The 15,151-nt window shown below is 75.0% G+C and carries 14 protein-coding genes and 1 pseudogene; 3 read left to right on the top strand and 12 right to left on the bottom strand.

Annotated elements, in window-relative coordinates; translation table 11 throughout:
- The first annotated feature begins 41 nt into the window (after positions 1-41).
- Complete coding sequence (locus AB2L27_RS04240; RefSeq protein WP_370440228.1) at positions 42-1,655, top strand: glycoside hydrolase family 13 protein; 1,614 nt, start codon at positions 42-44, stop codon at positions 1,653-1,655.
- Between the two features lie 98 nt (positions 1,656-1,753).
- Here the strand turns inward: AB2L27_RS04240 and AB2L27_RS04235 are convergent, their stop codons facing one another.
- A complete protein-coding gene (locus tag AB2L27_RS04235; RefSeq protein ID WP_370440227.1) occupies positions 1,754-2,314 on the bottom strand; it encodes a hypothetical protein in 561 nt (186 codons plus the stop codon).
- Positions 2,311-2,820, bottom strand: a complete 510-nt coding sequence (locus AB2L27_RS04230; protein ID WP_370440226.1) for a hypothetical protein — start codon at positions 2,818-2,820, stop codon at positions 2,311-2,313. Before AB2L27_RS04230 ends, AB2L27_RS04235 begins: the two co-directional genes overlap by 4 nt.
- 59 nt (positions 2,821-2,879) lie before the next feature.
- Here AB2L27_RS04230 and AB2L27_RS04225 point away from each other — a divergent pair, with 59 nt between their 5' ends.
- Positions 2,880-3,968, top strand: coding sequence for a PLP-dependent cysteine synthase family protein (locus AB2L27_RS04225; RefSeq protein WP_370440225.1), 1,089 nt, complete (start codon positions 2,880-2,882; stop codon positions 3,966-3,968).
- Positions 3,969-4,076: 108 nt separating this feature from the next.
- Positions 4,077-4,589 carry a hypothetical protein gene (locus AB2L27_RS04220; RefSeq protein WP_370440224.1) on the top strand — a complete coding sequence of 171 codons (513 nt, stop codon included), beginning with the start codon at positions 4,077-4,079 and terminating at the stop codon, positions 4,587-4,589.
- Between the two features lie 2 nt (positions 4,590-4,591).
- Here the strand turns inward: AB2L27_RS04220 and AB2L27_RS04215 are convergent, their stop codons facing one another.
- From AB2L27_RS04215 to AB2L27_RS04170, 10 genes and pseudogenes are all read right to left on the bottom strand, one after another.
- The gene (locus AB2L27_RS04215; RefSeq protein WP_370440223.1) at positions 4,592-5,413 is read right to left on the bottom strand and encodes an HAD family hydrolase; all 822 of its coding nucleotides are present in this window, start codon (positions 5,411-5,413) and stop codon (positions 4,592-4,594) included.
- Positions 5,410-7,958: pseudogene (locus AB2L27_RS04210) on the bottom strand (phosphoribosyltransferase). Before AB2L27_RS04210 ends, AB2L27_RS04215 begins: the two are co-directional and overlap by 4 nt.
- Positions 7,931-9,130, bottom strand: coding sequence for an HpcH/HpaI aldolase/citrate lyase family protein (locus AB2L27_RS04205; protein ID WP_370440222.1), 1,200 nt, complete (start codon positions 9,128-9,130; stop codon positions 7,931-7,933). Before AB2L27_RS04205 ends, AB2L27_RS04210 begins: the two are co-directional and overlap by 28 nt.
- Positions 9,131-9,139: 9 nt before the next feature.
- A complete protein-coding gene (locus AB2L27_RS04200) occupies positions 9,140-9,718 on the bottom strand; it encodes a TerD family protein (RefSeq protein ID WP_370440221.1) in 579 nt (192 codons plus the stop codon).
- A 56-nt stretch (positions 9,719-9,774) separates the two neighbouring features.
- Positions 9,775-10,611 (bottom strand): hypothetical protein, encoded by an 837-nt coding sequence (locus tag AB2L27_RS04195; RefSeq protein ID WP_370440220.1) that lies wholly within the window; start codon positions 10,609-10,611, stop codon positions 9,775-9,777.
- A gap of 71 nt (positions 10,612-10,682) precedes the next feature.
- A complete protein-coding gene (locus AB2L27_RS04190) occupies positions 10,683-11,819 on the bottom strand; it encodes a DUF475 domain-containing protein (RefSeq protein WP_370440219.1) in 1,137 nt (378 codons plus the stop codon).
- A gap of 144 nt (positions 11,820-11,963) precedes the next feature.
- The gene (locus AB2L27_RS04185) at positions 11,964-12,539 is read right to left on the bottom strand and encodes a TerD family protein (protein WP_370440218.1); all 576 of its coding nucleotides are present in this window, start codon (positions 12,537-12,539) and stop codon (positions 11,964-11,966) included.
- Positions 12,540-12,608: 69 nt separating this feature from the next.
- Positions 12,609-13,415, bottom strand: a complete 807-nt coding sequence (locus tag AB2L27_RS04180) for an AIM24 family protein (protein ID WP_370440217.1) — start codon at positions 13,413-13,415, stop codon at positions 12,609-12,611.
- Between the two features lie 37 nt (positions 13,416-13,452).
- Positions 13,453-14,271 carry a hypothetical protein gene (locus AB2L27_RS04175; RefSeq protein ID WP_370440216.1) on the bottom strand — a complete coding sequence of 273 codons (819 nt, stop codon included), beginning with the start codon at positions 14,269-14,271 and terminating at the stop codon, positions 13,453-13,455.
- A 7-nt stretch (positions 14,272-14,278) separates the two neighbouring features.
- Positions 14,279-15,145 (bottom strand): hypothetical protein, encoded by an 867-nt coding sequence (locus tag AB2L27_RS04170; RefSeq protein ID WP_370440215.1) that lies wholly within the window; start codon positions 15,143-15,145, stop codon positions 14,279-14,281.
- Between the last annotated feature and the right edge of the window lie 6 nt (positions 15,146-15,151).

Here is a 15,151-nt window from a genome sequence, read left to right as displayed (position 1 = left end):
CTGAATCTAGCCCTCCACCCCCACGACCACCGGAGCTCCCGTTGACCCAGCCCCAGGACTGGTGGCGCCAGGCCGTCGTCTACCAGGTCTACCCGCGCAGCTTCGCCGACTCGGGCGGCGACGGGATCGGGGACCTGCCCGGCCTCACCTCCCGCGTCCCGCACCTGGCGGCCCTCGGCGTCGACGCCGTCTGGCTCAGCCCCTTCTACCCCTCGGCCCTGGCCGACGGCGGCTACGACGTCGACGACCACCGCGACGTCGACCCGAGGATCGGGACGCTGGAGCAGTTCGACGTCATGGTCGAGGCCCTGCACGCCGCGGGCATCAAGCTCGTCGTCGACATCGTCCCCAACCACTCCTCGAACCGGCACGTCTGGTTCCAGCGGGCCCTGGCCGCCGGGCCGGGGTCGCCCGAGCGCGAGCGGTACGTGTTCCGCCGCGGCCGCGGTGCCGACGGTGAACTGCCGCCGAGCGACTGGACCGCGATGTTCGGCGGGTCGGTGTGGGAACCCGTCGGCGACGGCGAGTGGTACCTGCACCTGTTCGCCCCCGAGCAGCCGGACTGGAACTGGAACCACCCCGACGTGCGCGAGGACCACCTGCAGACCCTGCGGTTCTGGGCCGACCGCGGCGTCGACGGGTTCCGCATCGACGTCGCGAACTCCCTGGCCAAGGACCTCACCGAACCCCTGCCCAGCCAGGCCGAGCTCGCCGACCTCGTCGACGGGGCGCACCGCTTCTTCGACCGCGACGAGGTGCACGACGTGTACGTCGAGTGGCGCACGCTGTTCGACGAGTACGACCCGCCGCGCACCGCGGTGGCCGAGGCGTGGGTCCCGGCGCACCGCCGCGCCCGCTACGCCTCCCCCGAGGGGCTGGGCCAGGCGTTCAACTTCGACCTCCTGCTGGCGGACTTCGACGCTGACGCGTTCCGCACCGTCGTCACCGAGAACCTCGCCTTCGCCCGCGAGGCGGGCAGCTCCTCGACGTGGGTCCTGTCCAACCACGACGTCGTCCGGCACGCCAGCCGCTACGCGCTGCCCGCCGGCGCCGACCAGAACGCCTGGCTCCTGTCGGCCGGCAAGGACCCCGAACCCGACACCGCCGGCGGGCTGCGCCGGGCGCGCGCGGCGACGGCGTTCATCCTCGCCCTGCCCGGCAGCACCTACCTCTACCAGGGTGAGGAACTCGGGCTGGCCGAGGTCGCCGACCTCCCCGCGGCCGACCTGCAGGACCCCACGTGGCTGCGCTCCGGCGGGGAGCAGAAGGGCCGCGACGGCTGCCGCGTCCCGCTGCCCTGGACCGCGGCCGGACCCTCGTACGGGTTCGGCCCCGGTGGGGCGCACCTGCCGCAACCGTCCTGGTTCGCCGACGTCGCCGCCGACCAGCAGGACGGGGTGGCGGGGTCCACGCTGGAGTTCTACCGGAAGGCACTCGCCGAACGCCGCCGGTTGCAGGGCGCCGAGGAACTGACGTGGATCGAGACACCTCCGCACGTCGTCGCGTTCACCCGCCCCGGCGGCTGGACCTGCCTGATGAACGTCGGCGGGGAACCGGTCGACCTGCCTGCGGGGCAGCTCGTCCTCGCCAGCGGGGACCTGACCGGTGGTCGCGTCCCGCGGGACACGACGGTGTGGGTTGTGGCGAACGCCTGAGGTGGTCCGTCGCCGGCGGAAGTCGTCAGGCCCCGCGGCGGGACAGTCCCCACGCGGCCGCCGTGCGGGTTCCCGGGGGGACGAACCTGGTGGCCGCGTCAGGGACCCGTGACCGCGTGGGGCGTCGCTTCCCGTCGGGTCAGGAACCAGGCGGCCACGAGGGCCGTGCCCCCGAGGACGGCGGGAACGGCCGCGTCGCTGAACGGGGTGCCGAGACTGACGACGGTGGCGACCACCGTGCCTGGCTCCGGTTCTCGGGGGGCCGACAGCTGGGTCTGCAGGGGCGTGAGCGGCGCGTGGGTGACCACGAGGACGACCACGGCCGCAGCCAGACCCACGAGACCCGTGGCGCCGGCCAGGGCTGCGGCGACCCCGCGCGCGGGACCGGCCACCTGCCACGGGCGGGGAGCCCACCGGCACGCGGCGAGCGAGACGCACCCGAGGCCTGCCGCGGCGAGCGCCCACTCGTGGCCGACGGAGTACGTCAGCCACGCGAGCCGGTCCAGCAGGGCGGGAGCGGCGTCGACGTCCTCGTAGCCCGGGCCGGTGTAGGTGTTCAGGACGTCGAGATCGCCGCGCAGCACACGGGCTGCGGCGACGAGGGCGGCCACGACGGGCGCGGCCGTCGCGACGAGCAGGGTCCACGGCAGGATCCTCACGAGGCCCGCGTCCGCCCGAGCAGTGCGACGACGGTCAGGACGGCGAAGACCGTGACGGCCAGGAGCGGGCCGACGGTCGGGGCGTCCTGGACCGCGGAGGAGGGGTCCAGCCCCAACCCGGTCCCGAACCCCGAACCTGCCCCGGCGGCGGTGCCGACGGCGGCGACCACCGCCAAGGCCACGACCGCGAGCCCGGCGACCGCGCCCAGCAGGCGCAACGCGAGCGGGACCCGCCGTCCCGCCACGACGAGTGCGGCCAGGACCGCGAGTCCGAGCACGGAGGTCAACAGGGCCGGGGACCACGCAGTCGTCGTCACCGCCTGGGCCAGCCGTTCCGTCCGCCCCGGGGTCGTGAACCCGGGGAGGTCCACGTCCTCGTAGGTCTCGGTGAAGATCGGCACGAGGTCGGCGACGAGCAGGACGACGGGCAGAGCGGCCCCGACGAGGGCACCCGTGGCGAGGAGGGTGGCGGAACGCCGGGGCGGTGGCGTGGACGGATCGGACACGGACCCATCGTGGCCTGCGACGATCTTCCCGAGGGCCGTTTCGCCGGTACCGTCCTCCGGTGAGCCCGACGCCCGCCACCCCCGGATCCGCACCCACACCGGCCGGCGACCGCGACTGGGTGCACGCCGCCGTGCGCGTCGTCGAGGCCGACGCCAACCGCAGCGCCGACACCCACCTGCGGGTCTTCGACCTCCCCGACGACTGGGGCGTGCGGTTGTACCTCAAGGACGAGTCGACCCACCCCACCGGCTCGCTCAAGCACCGCCTCGCCCGCTCGCTGTTCCTCTTCGGGCTCAGCAACGGCGACATCGGCCCGGGCACGACGCTGGTGGAGGCCTCCAGCGGGTCGACCGCGGTCTCGGAGGCGTACTTCGCCCGCCTGCTCGGCCTGGAGTTCGTCGCCGTCGTGCCGGCCGCCACCTCGAGCGCGAAGCTGGACCTCATCCGCCGTCAGGGCGGGCGGCTGCACCTGGTCGAGGACCCCGGTCACGTCTACGCGGCGGCCGAGGAGCTGGGGGCGCAGCCGGGGTGGTTCTACCTCGACCAGTTCGCGATGGCCTCCACGGTCACCGACTGGCGCGGGAACAACAACATCGCCTGTTCGATCTTCGAGCAGCTCGCCCTCGAACCCCATCCCGAGCCGGAGTGGATCGTCGTCGGCGCCGGGACCGGCGGCACGAGCGCGACGATCGGCCGGTACTGCCGGTACGCGCAGCACGCGACGAAGCTGGCCGTCGCCGACCCCGAGGGGTCGGCGTTCGCGCCGGCGTGGCGCACCGGCTCCCGGGACGTGACGGCGCGCGGGTCGCGCATCGAGGGCATCGGCCGGCCCCGCGTGGAACCGTCCTTCGTCCCGTCGGTCATCGACGAGGTCGTCACCGTGCCCGACGACGAGTCGGTGGCGGCGATGCGGGTGCTGTTCGAGCGCACCGGGATCCGCGCCGGCGCCTCGACGGGGACGAACCTCTGCGTCGCGCTGCGGCTCGTGCACCGCATGCGCGACGAGGGCTGCGCGGGGTCGGTCGTGACGCTCGTCTGCGACGACGGGAACCGCTACCTCGACACGTACTGGTCCGACGACTGGCTGGCGGCGAGGGGTTTCGACCTCGACGCGGGGCGCCGGGCGGTGGAACCCCTGTTCCCGTGACCGCCCCGGTCCCGCGGCGCCTCGACGCCCGTGGAGGTCTGGCGCGCAGCCCCGGGTGATCCGGCGCGGGGGACCGTCCGCGGGTTCGCCGTTCCCTACGGTCGACGCGTGAGTCCCACCCGACGCCTGCTCCTGGTCCTCGGCGCAGCGGCCGCGTTCGGGGCCCTGAACGCGCTGCTGGACAGCACGTCGGCCGCGCCGGCCCGGTTCCTCGGCGCCGTCCTGAACTCCGGGACGGCCTGGGCCGCCGTGGCGGTCGCCGCCGGCGCCTTCGCCGGTACCCCGCGCCGCGCGGTCCTCGCCGGGTGGCTCAGCGGGACAGTGGGGTTGTCGGCGTTCTACGTCGTCGCCGCCGTCCTGCACGACCTGCCGCTGTCGGCGTACGCCCCGCGGATCGCGTTCTGGTGGGCGGTGGCCCTGGTGTGCTGCGCGCCGCTGGGGTTCGTGGGGACCCTGCTGCGACGGCCGGGGGCGGTCGGGCTGCTCGCACGCCTCGTCGTGCCCACGGGGGCGCTGACCGAGTCCCTGCTGCACCTACCGGGTGGGCCGGTCGTCCGGTGGACGCTCGGGCTGCTGGGGCTCGCAGGCGCTGCCGTGGCACTGCGCCGCCGGGGGCGCTGACGTCAGCCGGTCTGCGCGGCCAGCCAGCGGGCGATCTCCTCCCCCGCCGCCGCCCCGACCGCGTCCGTCAGCTCGACCCCTGGGTGCTCCCACCCGGTCCGCAGGAGTTCCCCGTGCCGCGGCCGGCGCGCCGCCCGCGCCGCGACGAGCAGGTCGACGTCGAGCAGGGAGTCCCCGGCGGCGACGAAACCGTCCGCGTCGCACCGGGAGACGACCTCGGCGACGGCGGCCGACTTCGTCAGCGGCCGCGGCACGGCGTAGAGCTTGCGGCCCTGCAGGGACACCGTGAAACCCCACCCGTCGAGCAGCGCCGTGAGCTCACCGAGCCGGGGCCCCTCCAGTTCCGGTCGCTGCCCCTCGCGCAGGACGACGTACCCGAACAACCCGGGCACCTCCCGCACGGCGGGTTCCTCCGACCCCGGGACGGCCGCGACGAGACCGGCGGCCAGCCGGCCGAGTTCGGCGACGACGTCGGCGACCGGTGCGCAGCCCGCCAGCCGCTCCCGGACCGCGGCGTCCCAGGACGCGTCGGGGGCACCGTCGAGGAGGACGACACCCCCGTTGGCGCACACCGCGTACCGCGGCGGCCGGTCCGGCCAGCGGATCCGCCGGTACTGCTCGACGGTCCGCGTCGTGACGGGGACGAACCGGCCCGAGGCGACGAGGTCGCCCAGCACCGCCCACGCGCCCGGCGTCACCCAGGAGATGGTGCCGCCGCGGTACTCCTCGACGGGCACGAGGCCGGTGACGTCGGCCTGGGCGGAGCGGGCGGAGAACACCAGCGTCTGGTCCAGGTCGCTGGCCGCGAGCAGGCCCGCGCTCACACCGCCCGCCCGTCGGCCCCGGTCGCGCCGCGGGTGTACCGCGGGTGGATGAGCCCGATGGCCGAGTAGGACAACCCGGGCACCTCCTCCACGACGACGCCGCGCTGGTCGGCGAGCAGCCGCACGTGCGCGAGGTCGTCGGGGTGGGCGAGCTCGGCCTCCGGGCGCACGAGCACCCGCCACGGGACGCGGCGCAGCAGGACGCGGGTCGTCTCCCCCACCCCGGGTTTGACGAGGTTCACGTCCCCGATGCCGTAGTGCCCGCTGACGCGCTCCACCTCGGCCCAGCCGGTGAACGACGCCTGCCGGTCCCCGGTGCGGACGGCCTCGACCGTGGCGGGCACCTCGTCGGCCACGTCGTCGAAGCAGGCGGTGACCTCGTCGAGGAACCGGCCGGACAGGTCGGCCGGCGCCAGCTCGGCGTAGAACTTCGCCCCGTGGAACTGCCCCGGCCCGATGAGGCGCTCGTTGAGGACGGTGCGCGAGACCAGCCCGGAGACGGTGGAGTTCAGGCACGCCGAGGGGACGAGGTAGTCCTCGCGGGTGCCGAACGTCCGCACGCAGCGGCCCGGGTCGGCCAGCACGGCCAGGTCGTCGCTGAACCCCGCGTCGAGAGCGGCCAGGGCGGTCGACAGTTCCCGGACGATGGCGCCCTTGCCCGTCCAGCCGTCGACGAACACGACGTCCGCGGGGTCGTGGTGGGCGGCGACCCAGCGCAGCGCCACCTCGTCGATGCCCTTGCCGCGCACGATGGACACGGCCACGTGCGGCCAGTGCAGCCCCTGCCGGGCCGCCCAGCGCCGCAGCAGGATCCCGACGGGCGTCCCGGCCCGCGCCAACGAGGCGAGCACGAGGTCCGGGCCGCGTTCGGCGCGCAGGAGCTCGGCCACCACCGCCACCCCGAGCGCGACCCGGCGAGCGCCGCGGGCCAGGGCGTCCAGGAACAGCCGCTGGTACTGCTCGCTCGGCTGGTACTCCACGGGCAGGGACTCGGCGTAGTGCGCGCCGCCGCTCTGGATCGCCTCCTCGCGCTCCTCGGCGGGTGCTTCGAGGTCGGCGCCGGACAGGTCGGTGAGCAGCCAGCTCACCTCGTCCGGCCGGTAGCTGCCGAACCGGGGCCCGGACAGCGGGGTCGGCAGGTTCACGCGGGGTCACTCCAGGTGTCGGCGGGCAGGGTGAGCAGCAGGAGGCGACCGGTGTGCGGGGCCAGGGCGGCGAGCACGCCGTCGGGGGCGTGCAGCGCGGCCGGGTCGGAGGCGCCGTCCACGACGAGCAGCACCGCGTCCCAGCCACCGGGCCGGGCCACGTTGTGCACGTACCGCACGCCCGGCCCGTCCTGGGCCAGGTCGTGGGAGCAGAACGCGACGGAGCTGCGGACCGCGTACCCGGGGTCGTCGACCGCCAGGACGGGCGAACGGGTCGTGGAGGAGAACCGCACCCGCCCCGCCCACCGGTCCGCGAGCGCCGCCGCCACCGCGAGGGGGGCGTGCAGCAGTTCCTCGGTCCCCAGGACGAGGACGTCTCCCCCGCCCGGCAGCGCCCCCACCAGGGCGTCGAGGGCGCCGGGCCGGGCGAGCGCCGCGTCGAGGGCGGCCTCGTGCCCGGGCGGGGTGCCGAAGCGGGCGGTGGTGGCCAGCCCGGCGGGCCAGGCGAGGGCGAGGGCCGGCACGTCCGGGACGGGCCGGGGGCGGGGGGTGACGGGCTCGACCCGGGCGGCGAGGTCCGCGCCGCGCTCCAGGACGCCCTCGGGCAGCTCGACCGCGCCGCGGGCCAGTGCGACGACGTCGACGCGGGCGCCGAGCTCGCCGGCCAGGGCGGTCAGCCGGTCGCGGTCGGCCTGCGAGCGCAGGTCGACGAGCCCGGCGACGACGTAGTGCCCGTGGGGGGCCAGGGCGTGCACGGCGCGCAGGGTGTTCGCGACGGTCCGGCCGGTGGACAGCTCGTCGTCGACGAGGACGACGGGGGCCGCGGGGTCGGCCAGGCGCGCGCGCACGCAGGGGTCGGCCGGCAGCAGCCGGTGCCCGGTGGCGTGGGAGTGCTCCTCCTGGAAACCGGCCCAGTCGACCGCGCCGGGCACCTCGCGGCGGGTGGAGTGCAGCCCCGCCGCGCCGAGGGCCTGGGCCACGGCGTGCCCGAGGCCGGTGGCCGTCTCGGCGTACCCCAGGACCACGACGTCGGGCCGGGCCGCCGGCCGCCCGGCGGCGGCCAGCACCGCGCTCGCGGCGGCGCCGTCCCCGGCGAGGACGGCCCGCCACGTCGCGGTGGGGGCCCCGGGGGTGTCGGGCACGCCGAGGGCGGCCGCGACCCGGGCCCCCAGCCGCAGGCCGGCGGCGCGCACGAGGCGCGGGTCGGTGGGCACGTGCTTGCCCAGGACGGTGCTGACGAGCAGGTGGGCGCGGCGGGGGTTGCGGCGCAGCGCCAGCCCGAGCAGGTCGTGCACGTCGAGGCCGTCGACGCCGGGCGGCCCCTCGACGCCGACGCCGAGCCGCTGCCCCACCCAGTCCCGCGCGGTCGCGGTCACGAGCCGGTCCGGATCCGGCGCCACGCCTCGTCCTGGGCCTGCAGCAGGTGGGCGTAGGAGACGTCCTCGCGGGCGACGCCGAAGGCCCGGGCGCGTCGCAGGACCCGCTCGGCCCACGCCCGGTGCGGACCGGCCTCGTTCATCTTGTTCCGGTACGCCGAGGCCATCGCCCCGCCGCCGGACTGGGCCACGATGTCGGTGGCGTCGCAGAAGTCCTCGTGGGTGACGACCGACACGGCGTGCACGACGGCGACGTGGGAGGGGTGGATGACGGTCTTGCCCTGCAGGCCGTTCACCTGGTCCAGGACGAGTTCGCGGACGAGGCCGTCGAGGTCGTCGGCGATGAGCTGCTCGCGCAGCTCCTCGGCGCCCTCGGCGAAGGGGCTGGCCGCCAGGGAGGTGCGGAAGACCCGCTCGCCGGAGCTGAAGTGCTCCCACACGGGGGCGGTGATGGGGTACCCGCTGCCGTCGGCGCGGCCCAGGACGTTGATGACGTCGCCGAGGACGTCGGCGACGACGCGCACGTCCCAGACGGTCGACCCGCGCGGGCGGCGCAGCCCGTAGGCGGCGGACAGGTCGGTGGCGCCGGTGCGCACGGCGAGGACGACGTCGCGGTGGGCGTCCAGGACGTCGCGGATGGCGAACAGGGCCTCGTGCCGGGTGTCGAGGTGGGCCACGTCACGGCTCTCCAGCACCGGCATCGCCCACAACCGGCGCCCGGCGCGCTCGGAGACCGCCGCGACGGCCTGCAGCCACTCCTGCGGGGCCGGCTGCCCCGCACCGCCGAACTTCGGCACGACGAACCCGAGCAGGCAGTCCAGCCCGACCCCGGCGCGGTCGACGACGTCGAGGAGCTGACCGGGCGTGCGGGCGCGCAGGAACAGCATGAGGGGCTGTCCGTCGACCCACTCCGGGGCCCGGGCCAGCCCGGCGAGCTCGCGCACGAGGATCTCCTCGGCCCGGGCGACGCGGTCGTCCGGGACGGAGTCCTCCAGGCACGCCACGGCCGACAGCACGCCCCGACGGGCGAGCTGCAGCAGGTCACCGGCGAGGCGCTCGCGGGTCGCGGGGCTGTACAGCGTCGCGCCGAGGGCCACGGCCAGCTCGTCCCGCCCGGCGGTGACGTCCACCGGCTGCGGGGGGTGCAGGAACAGCCGTTCCCGCTGCCCGGCGTCGAGGGTGGCGAAGTGCCGCACCGCGCCGGCTCAGAGGTGCGCGGCGACCGCGTCACGCAGGTCGCGGATGTGCCGGCCCTTGGCGGGGGCCCCGATGGCGGTCATGGCCCAGCCGGACCCCTCCCGGGTGAGCTTGGCCATGATGAGCGCGGTGTGGGGGCCGGCCTCGGACAGGGCGTAGCGCGCCAGCTCGACCTCCTGGGGGCCGGCCGCGTCGACGAGGCGGCACACCGCGTTCTGCACCTGGGTGAAGTCCTGGCCCGTGAAGCTGGAGACGGTGACGACGAGCGTCTGCACGGCGGCGGGCACCGCGGGCAGGTCGAGGTGGACGACCTCGTCGTCCCCCTCGCCCTCGCCGGTGAGGTTGTCGCCGCTGTGGACGACCGAGCCGTCCTTGCTGCGCAGCTGCTGGAACCACACCTCGTCCAGGAGCGTGCCGCGGGCGTCGAAGAGCAGGACGCTGGCGTCCAGGTCGATGTCGACGGCCTTCTTGCGGAACAGGCCCTTGGCCACGGCGTCCCAGCCCAGGCCCATGAAGACGCGGGTCAGTTCCCCGCCGCCGGACTTGGTCAGCGACAGCTTCTGGCCCTTGGTGAGGCTGACGGCCATGGTGGTCCTCCGGTGGGTCGGGTGCGGTGGTCGGGGGCGGTGGTCGGGTGCGGTGGTCAGGACGGGCGGGGCACGGTCCCCTCGGCGTTCCAGTCGAGGTCGTCGAAGCCGTAGGCGAGGGCGACGTCCCGGGCCGTGCCCTCGAAGAACTCGTTCTCGCGCCGCAGGACCAGGTCCCCGGCGACGTCGTGCAGGGAGGCCAGGGCGCAGGTGCGGGCACCGGCGGGCGGGTCCTGGGCCCACATCTGCACCGTCCCCGCGCCGCGGCGGGCGATCGTCAGCCGGGGGGCCAGCGCCGCGAGGTCGGGAGCCGCCGGGCCGGTGGTGTAGACGTAGAAGACCATCCGGCGCAGCAGGTCCAGGTGGGCGGCGTCGGCGAGGACCTCCTCGCCCGTCTCCTCGTGGCGCGCGCCCAGGCGCAGCACCTGCCGGGCGCCGAAGCCGGGGGCGGCGAGCAGTTCCCCCAGGGCCTGCAGCGCACCGCGGTGGCGGTCGCGCGTCTCCCAGAAGCAGCCCAGGTGCACGTCGGAGGAACGGCGCAGCCCGGTCGAGGTCACCTGCTGCTCCCACTGCAGCGTGAAGCGCAGGCTGCCGGAGCCGCGTTCGGCGGCCGGGACCGTCAGGCTCGGGCGCTCGTCGTCCAGGACGATCCGCCGTTCGCTGGCCCGCGCCCGCCCCACGACGGCCGCCGGTGCCGGCGGGACGGGTCGGGGCTGGGCGCGGGGGGTAGGGGCGGGCCGGGGCGCCGGGGCCGGTGCTGGTGCTGGTGCTGGTGCTGGTGCCGGGGCGGGACGTCGCCGGGGGGCGAGGTGGTCGGCCAGGGTGCGGGTGCTGCGCCGCGGCACGGGGTGCCCGAGGAAGGTGTGCACCGCCTCGGCCGGCCGCCCGTCCACCGCGCTGTCCCCGTTCTCCTCGACTCCCTGCCGTGCCCCCTCGCCCCCGTCCCGTCCCCGGGTGGGGCCGCTCAGCCCGCCGGCTGCGGGGTCCGCTCCAGCTGCGCGTCCTCGGGGTGGGCGCGGTTGTGGGCGATGGAGGAGATGAGGGCGGCCACGATGAAGGCCACCCCGATGAGGCCGGTGACGACCTCGGGCACCTCGACCTCGATGCTGATGAGCAGGATCGTGGCCAGCGCGCCGATGGCCCACAGCGCCCCGTTCTCCAGGTACACGTACTGCGACAGCGTCCCCTCCCGGACCAGGTGCACGGTCATCGACCGGATGTACATGGCCCCCACGCCCAGGCCGATCGCGATGATGATCGCGTCGTTGGTGATCGCGAAGGCGCCGATGACACCGTCGAAGGAGAAGGAGGCGTCCAGCACCTCGAGGTAGAGGAAGAGGAAGAACGCCGCCTTGCCGCCGACCTTGGCCGCCTCCGACGGCCCGCGCCGGGCCACCGCGGGCACCTTCACCCCGTCGCCGTCCCCGTCCCCGTCCGCGGAGGCGTCCTCGTCGTCCTCGTCGTCGACGTTGAACAGCTCACCGAGGCCGTTGACGAGCAGGTAGACGACCATCCCCAGGACCCCGGAGGCCAGGACCGTCTGCGCGTGGTCGGCCGCGAAGGTCTCGGCCACGACGAACAGGATCGCCCCGCCGACGATGGTGGACATCGCCTCGACGCTGCCGACCTTCTCCAGGAGGCGCTCGACCGGCCCGAGCCAGTGGTGCTCCTTCTCCCCGAGGACGAAGTTGAGGAACAGCATCATGAGGAACATGCCGCCGAAGGCCGCGATCGTCGGGTGCGCGGCGTTGAGCAGGTACCCGTAGGTGCCGGGCTCCTCCGGGTCGCCCTTCTCCAGGGCCAGCCGGACCGCCTCGACCGGGCTCAGCGAGGCCGTGATGCCCACGAGCAGCAGCGGGAAGACCAGGCGCATGCCGAAGACGGCGATGATGATGCCGACCGACAGGAAGATCTTCTGCCAGAACTCGTTCATGCGGCGCAGCACCGTCGCGTTCACGACGGCGTTGTCGAAGGACAGGCTGATCTCCAGGACCGCGAGGATCGCGACGAGCCCGATGCCGGCCCAGCCGTCGTAGAGCACGGCCAGGACGAGGCCGAGGGCGGTCACACCGAAGGACCACCCGTAGGTCTTGAGGATCACCGGTCAGCTTCCTGTTCGGACGGGGCCCGCGCGGGCCGGACGCGTGAGCTTCCCACGAGGCCCCCGTCGCGCGCAGCAGACCCACCGACGGCACCGCCCGGCCCCGTGGCCGGGCGGCACCGCCGCAGGTGGGTCAGGAGCGGCTCAGACGCTGACGCCGAAGTCGGAGGCGATGCCGCGCAGGCCGTTGGCGTAGCCCTGGCCGACGGCGCGGAACTTCCAGTCGCTGCCGTTGCGGTAGAGCTCCCCGAAGACCATGGCGGTCTCGGTGGAGGCGTCCTCGGACAGGTCGTAGCGGGCGACCTCGGTGCCGCCCTCGGCGTTGACGACGCGGACGAACGCGTTGCGGACCTGGCCGAAGGACTGCTTGCGGGTGTCGGCGTCGTAGATCGCGACGGTGAAGACGATCTTGTCGATCTCGGCCGGGACGGCCGCCAGGTCGACGTTGATCGACTCGTCGTCGCCCTCGCCCTCACCGGTGCGGTTGTCCCCGGTGTGCTCGACCGAGCCCTCGGGGGACTTCAGCTGGTTGAAGAAGACGAAGTAGCCGTCGTTGGGCACCTTGCCGTTCGCGCCGACCATGATGGCCTGCGCGTCGAGGTCGAACTCCGAGCCCGTGAAGGAGTTCGCGTCCCAGCCGAGCCCGACGACCGCCTTGGTCATGCCCGGCGCTTCCTTGGACAGGGAGACGTTTCCGCCCTTGCTGAGGCTGACGCCCATGGTGTGTCGCTCCTTCTGCGAGTAGTGCTGACGGTGGGCCAACGACGTCCGGCCCCGGGAAGTGCCCGTTCAGTCGCGCGATCCGCCGAACAGGCCACCGAGCGCGCCGAAGCCCTGCTGGTCGGGCTTGGCGCTGTTCTTCACGAGGGCCTTGGCGAAGGCCTCGATGGTCACCGACTGCAGGATCACGCGCCCGTTGCCGCGCAACGTGGCCAGGGTCAGCCCCTCGCCGCCGAAGACGGCGCTCATGATCCCCTGCCGGTTGAGCCGGCCGACCGTCTCGACGCCGTAGCTGATCCGGTCGTCCCAGGCGACGATGCAGCCGGTGTCGACCCGGATGGTGCCGCCGTAGTCGGCGGGGTTGATGTCGATGAAGTCACCGGCCCCGGCGATGAGCAGGGACCCGCGGCCGGTGAACTTCTCCAGGATGAAGCCCTCCCCGCCCATGAGGCCCTGCCCGAGGCCGGAGAAGGCGATGTCGAAGTGGACCCCGGCCTCGGCGGCCACGAAGGCGTCCTTCTCGGCGAACCACGTCGTCGCCCCGTCCAGCTCCAGGTGGCGCATCTCCCCGGGCAGGACGCCGGCCAGGCCGAGCAGCCCGTCCCCGCCGAGGGTGTGGAAGTGCTGGAAGGCGAAGGACTCCCCCGCCAGCACCCGCTTGCCGGCGTTGGCCGCACCCCGCAGCAGGCCCCCGAAGCCGCCGCCGCCCGAGTCCTTGCCGTTCGGGTCGGTCGGGGCCGACAGCTTCGTCTCCACGACGACGTCGCCGGAGGAGAAGAGGAACTTGCCGGCCTCGCAGTAGAGGGTCTGGCCGGGGCGCAGGGTCACCACGGCCATCTGGGTCGTGGAGCCGACGAGCTGGACGTCGAGCGTCATGATCCCTTCCTACCGCACGCAGGTGCCCCCGTGCGGATCACGGGAGGTCCAGGTCGCTGCCGCGGAACTTCGCCTCCAGGAAGCGGCTCTGCTGGCGCTGCCGGTCGACGTCGGCGGCCAGGACCGCCTCGCGCAGCCGCCGGCAGCCCTCCACCAGCAGGTGCAGCTGGTGGCGCAGCTCGTCGGCCGGGGTCGTCCCGGCCCCGGTGCGGTGCTCGCGGGCGACGTCCTCGGGCAGCGACAGGAAGTCCCCGACCGTGCGCGGCAGGTGCTCACCGGCGAGGGTCTGCAGGTCGTGCCGGACCTGCGGGTCGGCGCCGCGCTCGCCGACCCGGTGCAGCAGCGGGCCGAGCAGGTCGGCGACCTCGTGGACCAGGGCGCGCTCGGAGGTCGTGAGACGGCCGCTGGCGTCGGCGCGGGCGACGGTCGCCGCGAGCGCCCCGGCCGCCGTCCCCTGCGGCGGGGTCGGCGGGGATCCGGCCGGTGGCGGGGCGGGCCCGACCCCGGGGGACCGCAGCACGATCTGCCGCGCCCGCAGCGCACGGCGGTAGTGCCGGCGCAGCCGCCGGCGACGGCGGGCCTCGTTCTCGTAGGCGACGTTGAGGGCGATCCAGGCCCACATGGCCAGGAACCCCGCGGGCCAGGCCACGGTGTAGAGGACGATCCAGACCCCCAGGCCGACGTAGCGCACGAGCTGGAAGACCGGGTCGGGGACGAAGCCCAGGACCGGCAGGTCGGCGCCGAGGCGGGGTTCGAGCTCGTCGGGCCCGATCTGCCCGACCACCGGCCGGTCCGGGGGCGAGGACCGCGGCGCGCGGTCCCCCGAGGAGCCCGGCCCGCTCAGCTCGACGCCCACGACGCGCTCACAGGTCCAGGTCGCTGCGGCGGAACTTCGCCTCCAGGAACCGGCTCTGCTGCTGCTGGCGGTCCACGTCGCGGGCCAGGACGGCGTCCCGCAGCTGCCGGCAGCCCTCGACGAGGAGCAGCAGCTGGCTGCGCAGCTCGTCGGCCGGTGTGGTGCCCGCCGCGGTCCGGTGCTCGTGGGCGTAGTCGTCGGGCAGGACGAGGTAGTCGTCGACGGTGCGGGGCAGGTGCTCACCCGCCAGCGTCTCCAGGTCGTGCCGGACCTGCGGGTCGGCCTCGCGCGTGCGCAGCTGGGCGAGCAGCGGCCGCAGCAGGCGGTCGACCTCGCGCACCAGCTCGACGGCGTCGGCGTCCATCCGGCCACCGGAGGTCTCGGCCCGCACGACGGCGCCGGCCAGGGCGCGCTCGGCGGTGGACACCGGGTCGGGGAGCACGGGCGCGGCGGGGGTCTCGACGGCCGGCGGACGGTGGCGTTGGGCGCGCAGCCGGTGCCGTTCGAGGCGGCGGGCGCGCAGGGCCTCGCGGTTCGCGCCGGCCCACGGCAGGCCGTTCGTCTTCACGTAGGCGAAGACGGCCCCCTGCATGAAGAGCATGATCAGCCCGAGCGCGGTCAGGTCCTGGGTGAAGGCGACGATCCACCCCGCCGTCCAGGCCGCGGTGAACAGACCCATGGCCTGCGGGCTCAGGCCCCTGGAGTTCTCCCCCTGCTGCTCGGGGACGGACGGCTCCCGCTTCTCGTACGGCGCCGGTGGGGGCGTCGTGCGGGCCGGGGTCGCGCCGGTGCGCACCTGCGGGGCGGGCTGGGGCGCCTGCCCGGTCGTGCCCCGCGGCGCCTCGCGGTCGCCCTTGCCGAGTTCGACTCCCACCGCTGC

The sequence above is a fragment of the Kineococcus halophytocola genome (genome assembly GCF_041276425.1).
In the GTDB taxonomy this organism is placed as follows: domain Bacteria; phylum Actinomycetota; class Actinomycetes; order Actinomycetales; family Kineococcaceae; genus Kineococcus; species Kineococcus halophytocola.
This window is presented reverse-complemented; position numbering and strand designations above follow the sequence as displayed.

What these genes read in the sequence shown, in the direction of transcription:
- AB2L27_RS04200 (WP_370440221.1), bottom strand. Translation starts at nt 9,718, where the DNA reads ATGGCCGTCAGCCTCACCAAGGGCCAGAAGCTGTCGCTGACCAAGTCC.
- AB2L27_RS04180 (WP_370440217.1), bottom strand. Translation starts at nt 13,415, where the DNA reads ATGACGCTCGACGTCCAGCTCGTCGGCTCCACGACCCAGATGGCCGTG.
- AB2L27_RS04185 (WP_370440218.1), bottom strand. Translation starts at nt 12,539, where the DNA reads ATGGGCGTCAGCCTCAGCAAGGGCGGAAACGTCTCCCTGTCCAAGGAA.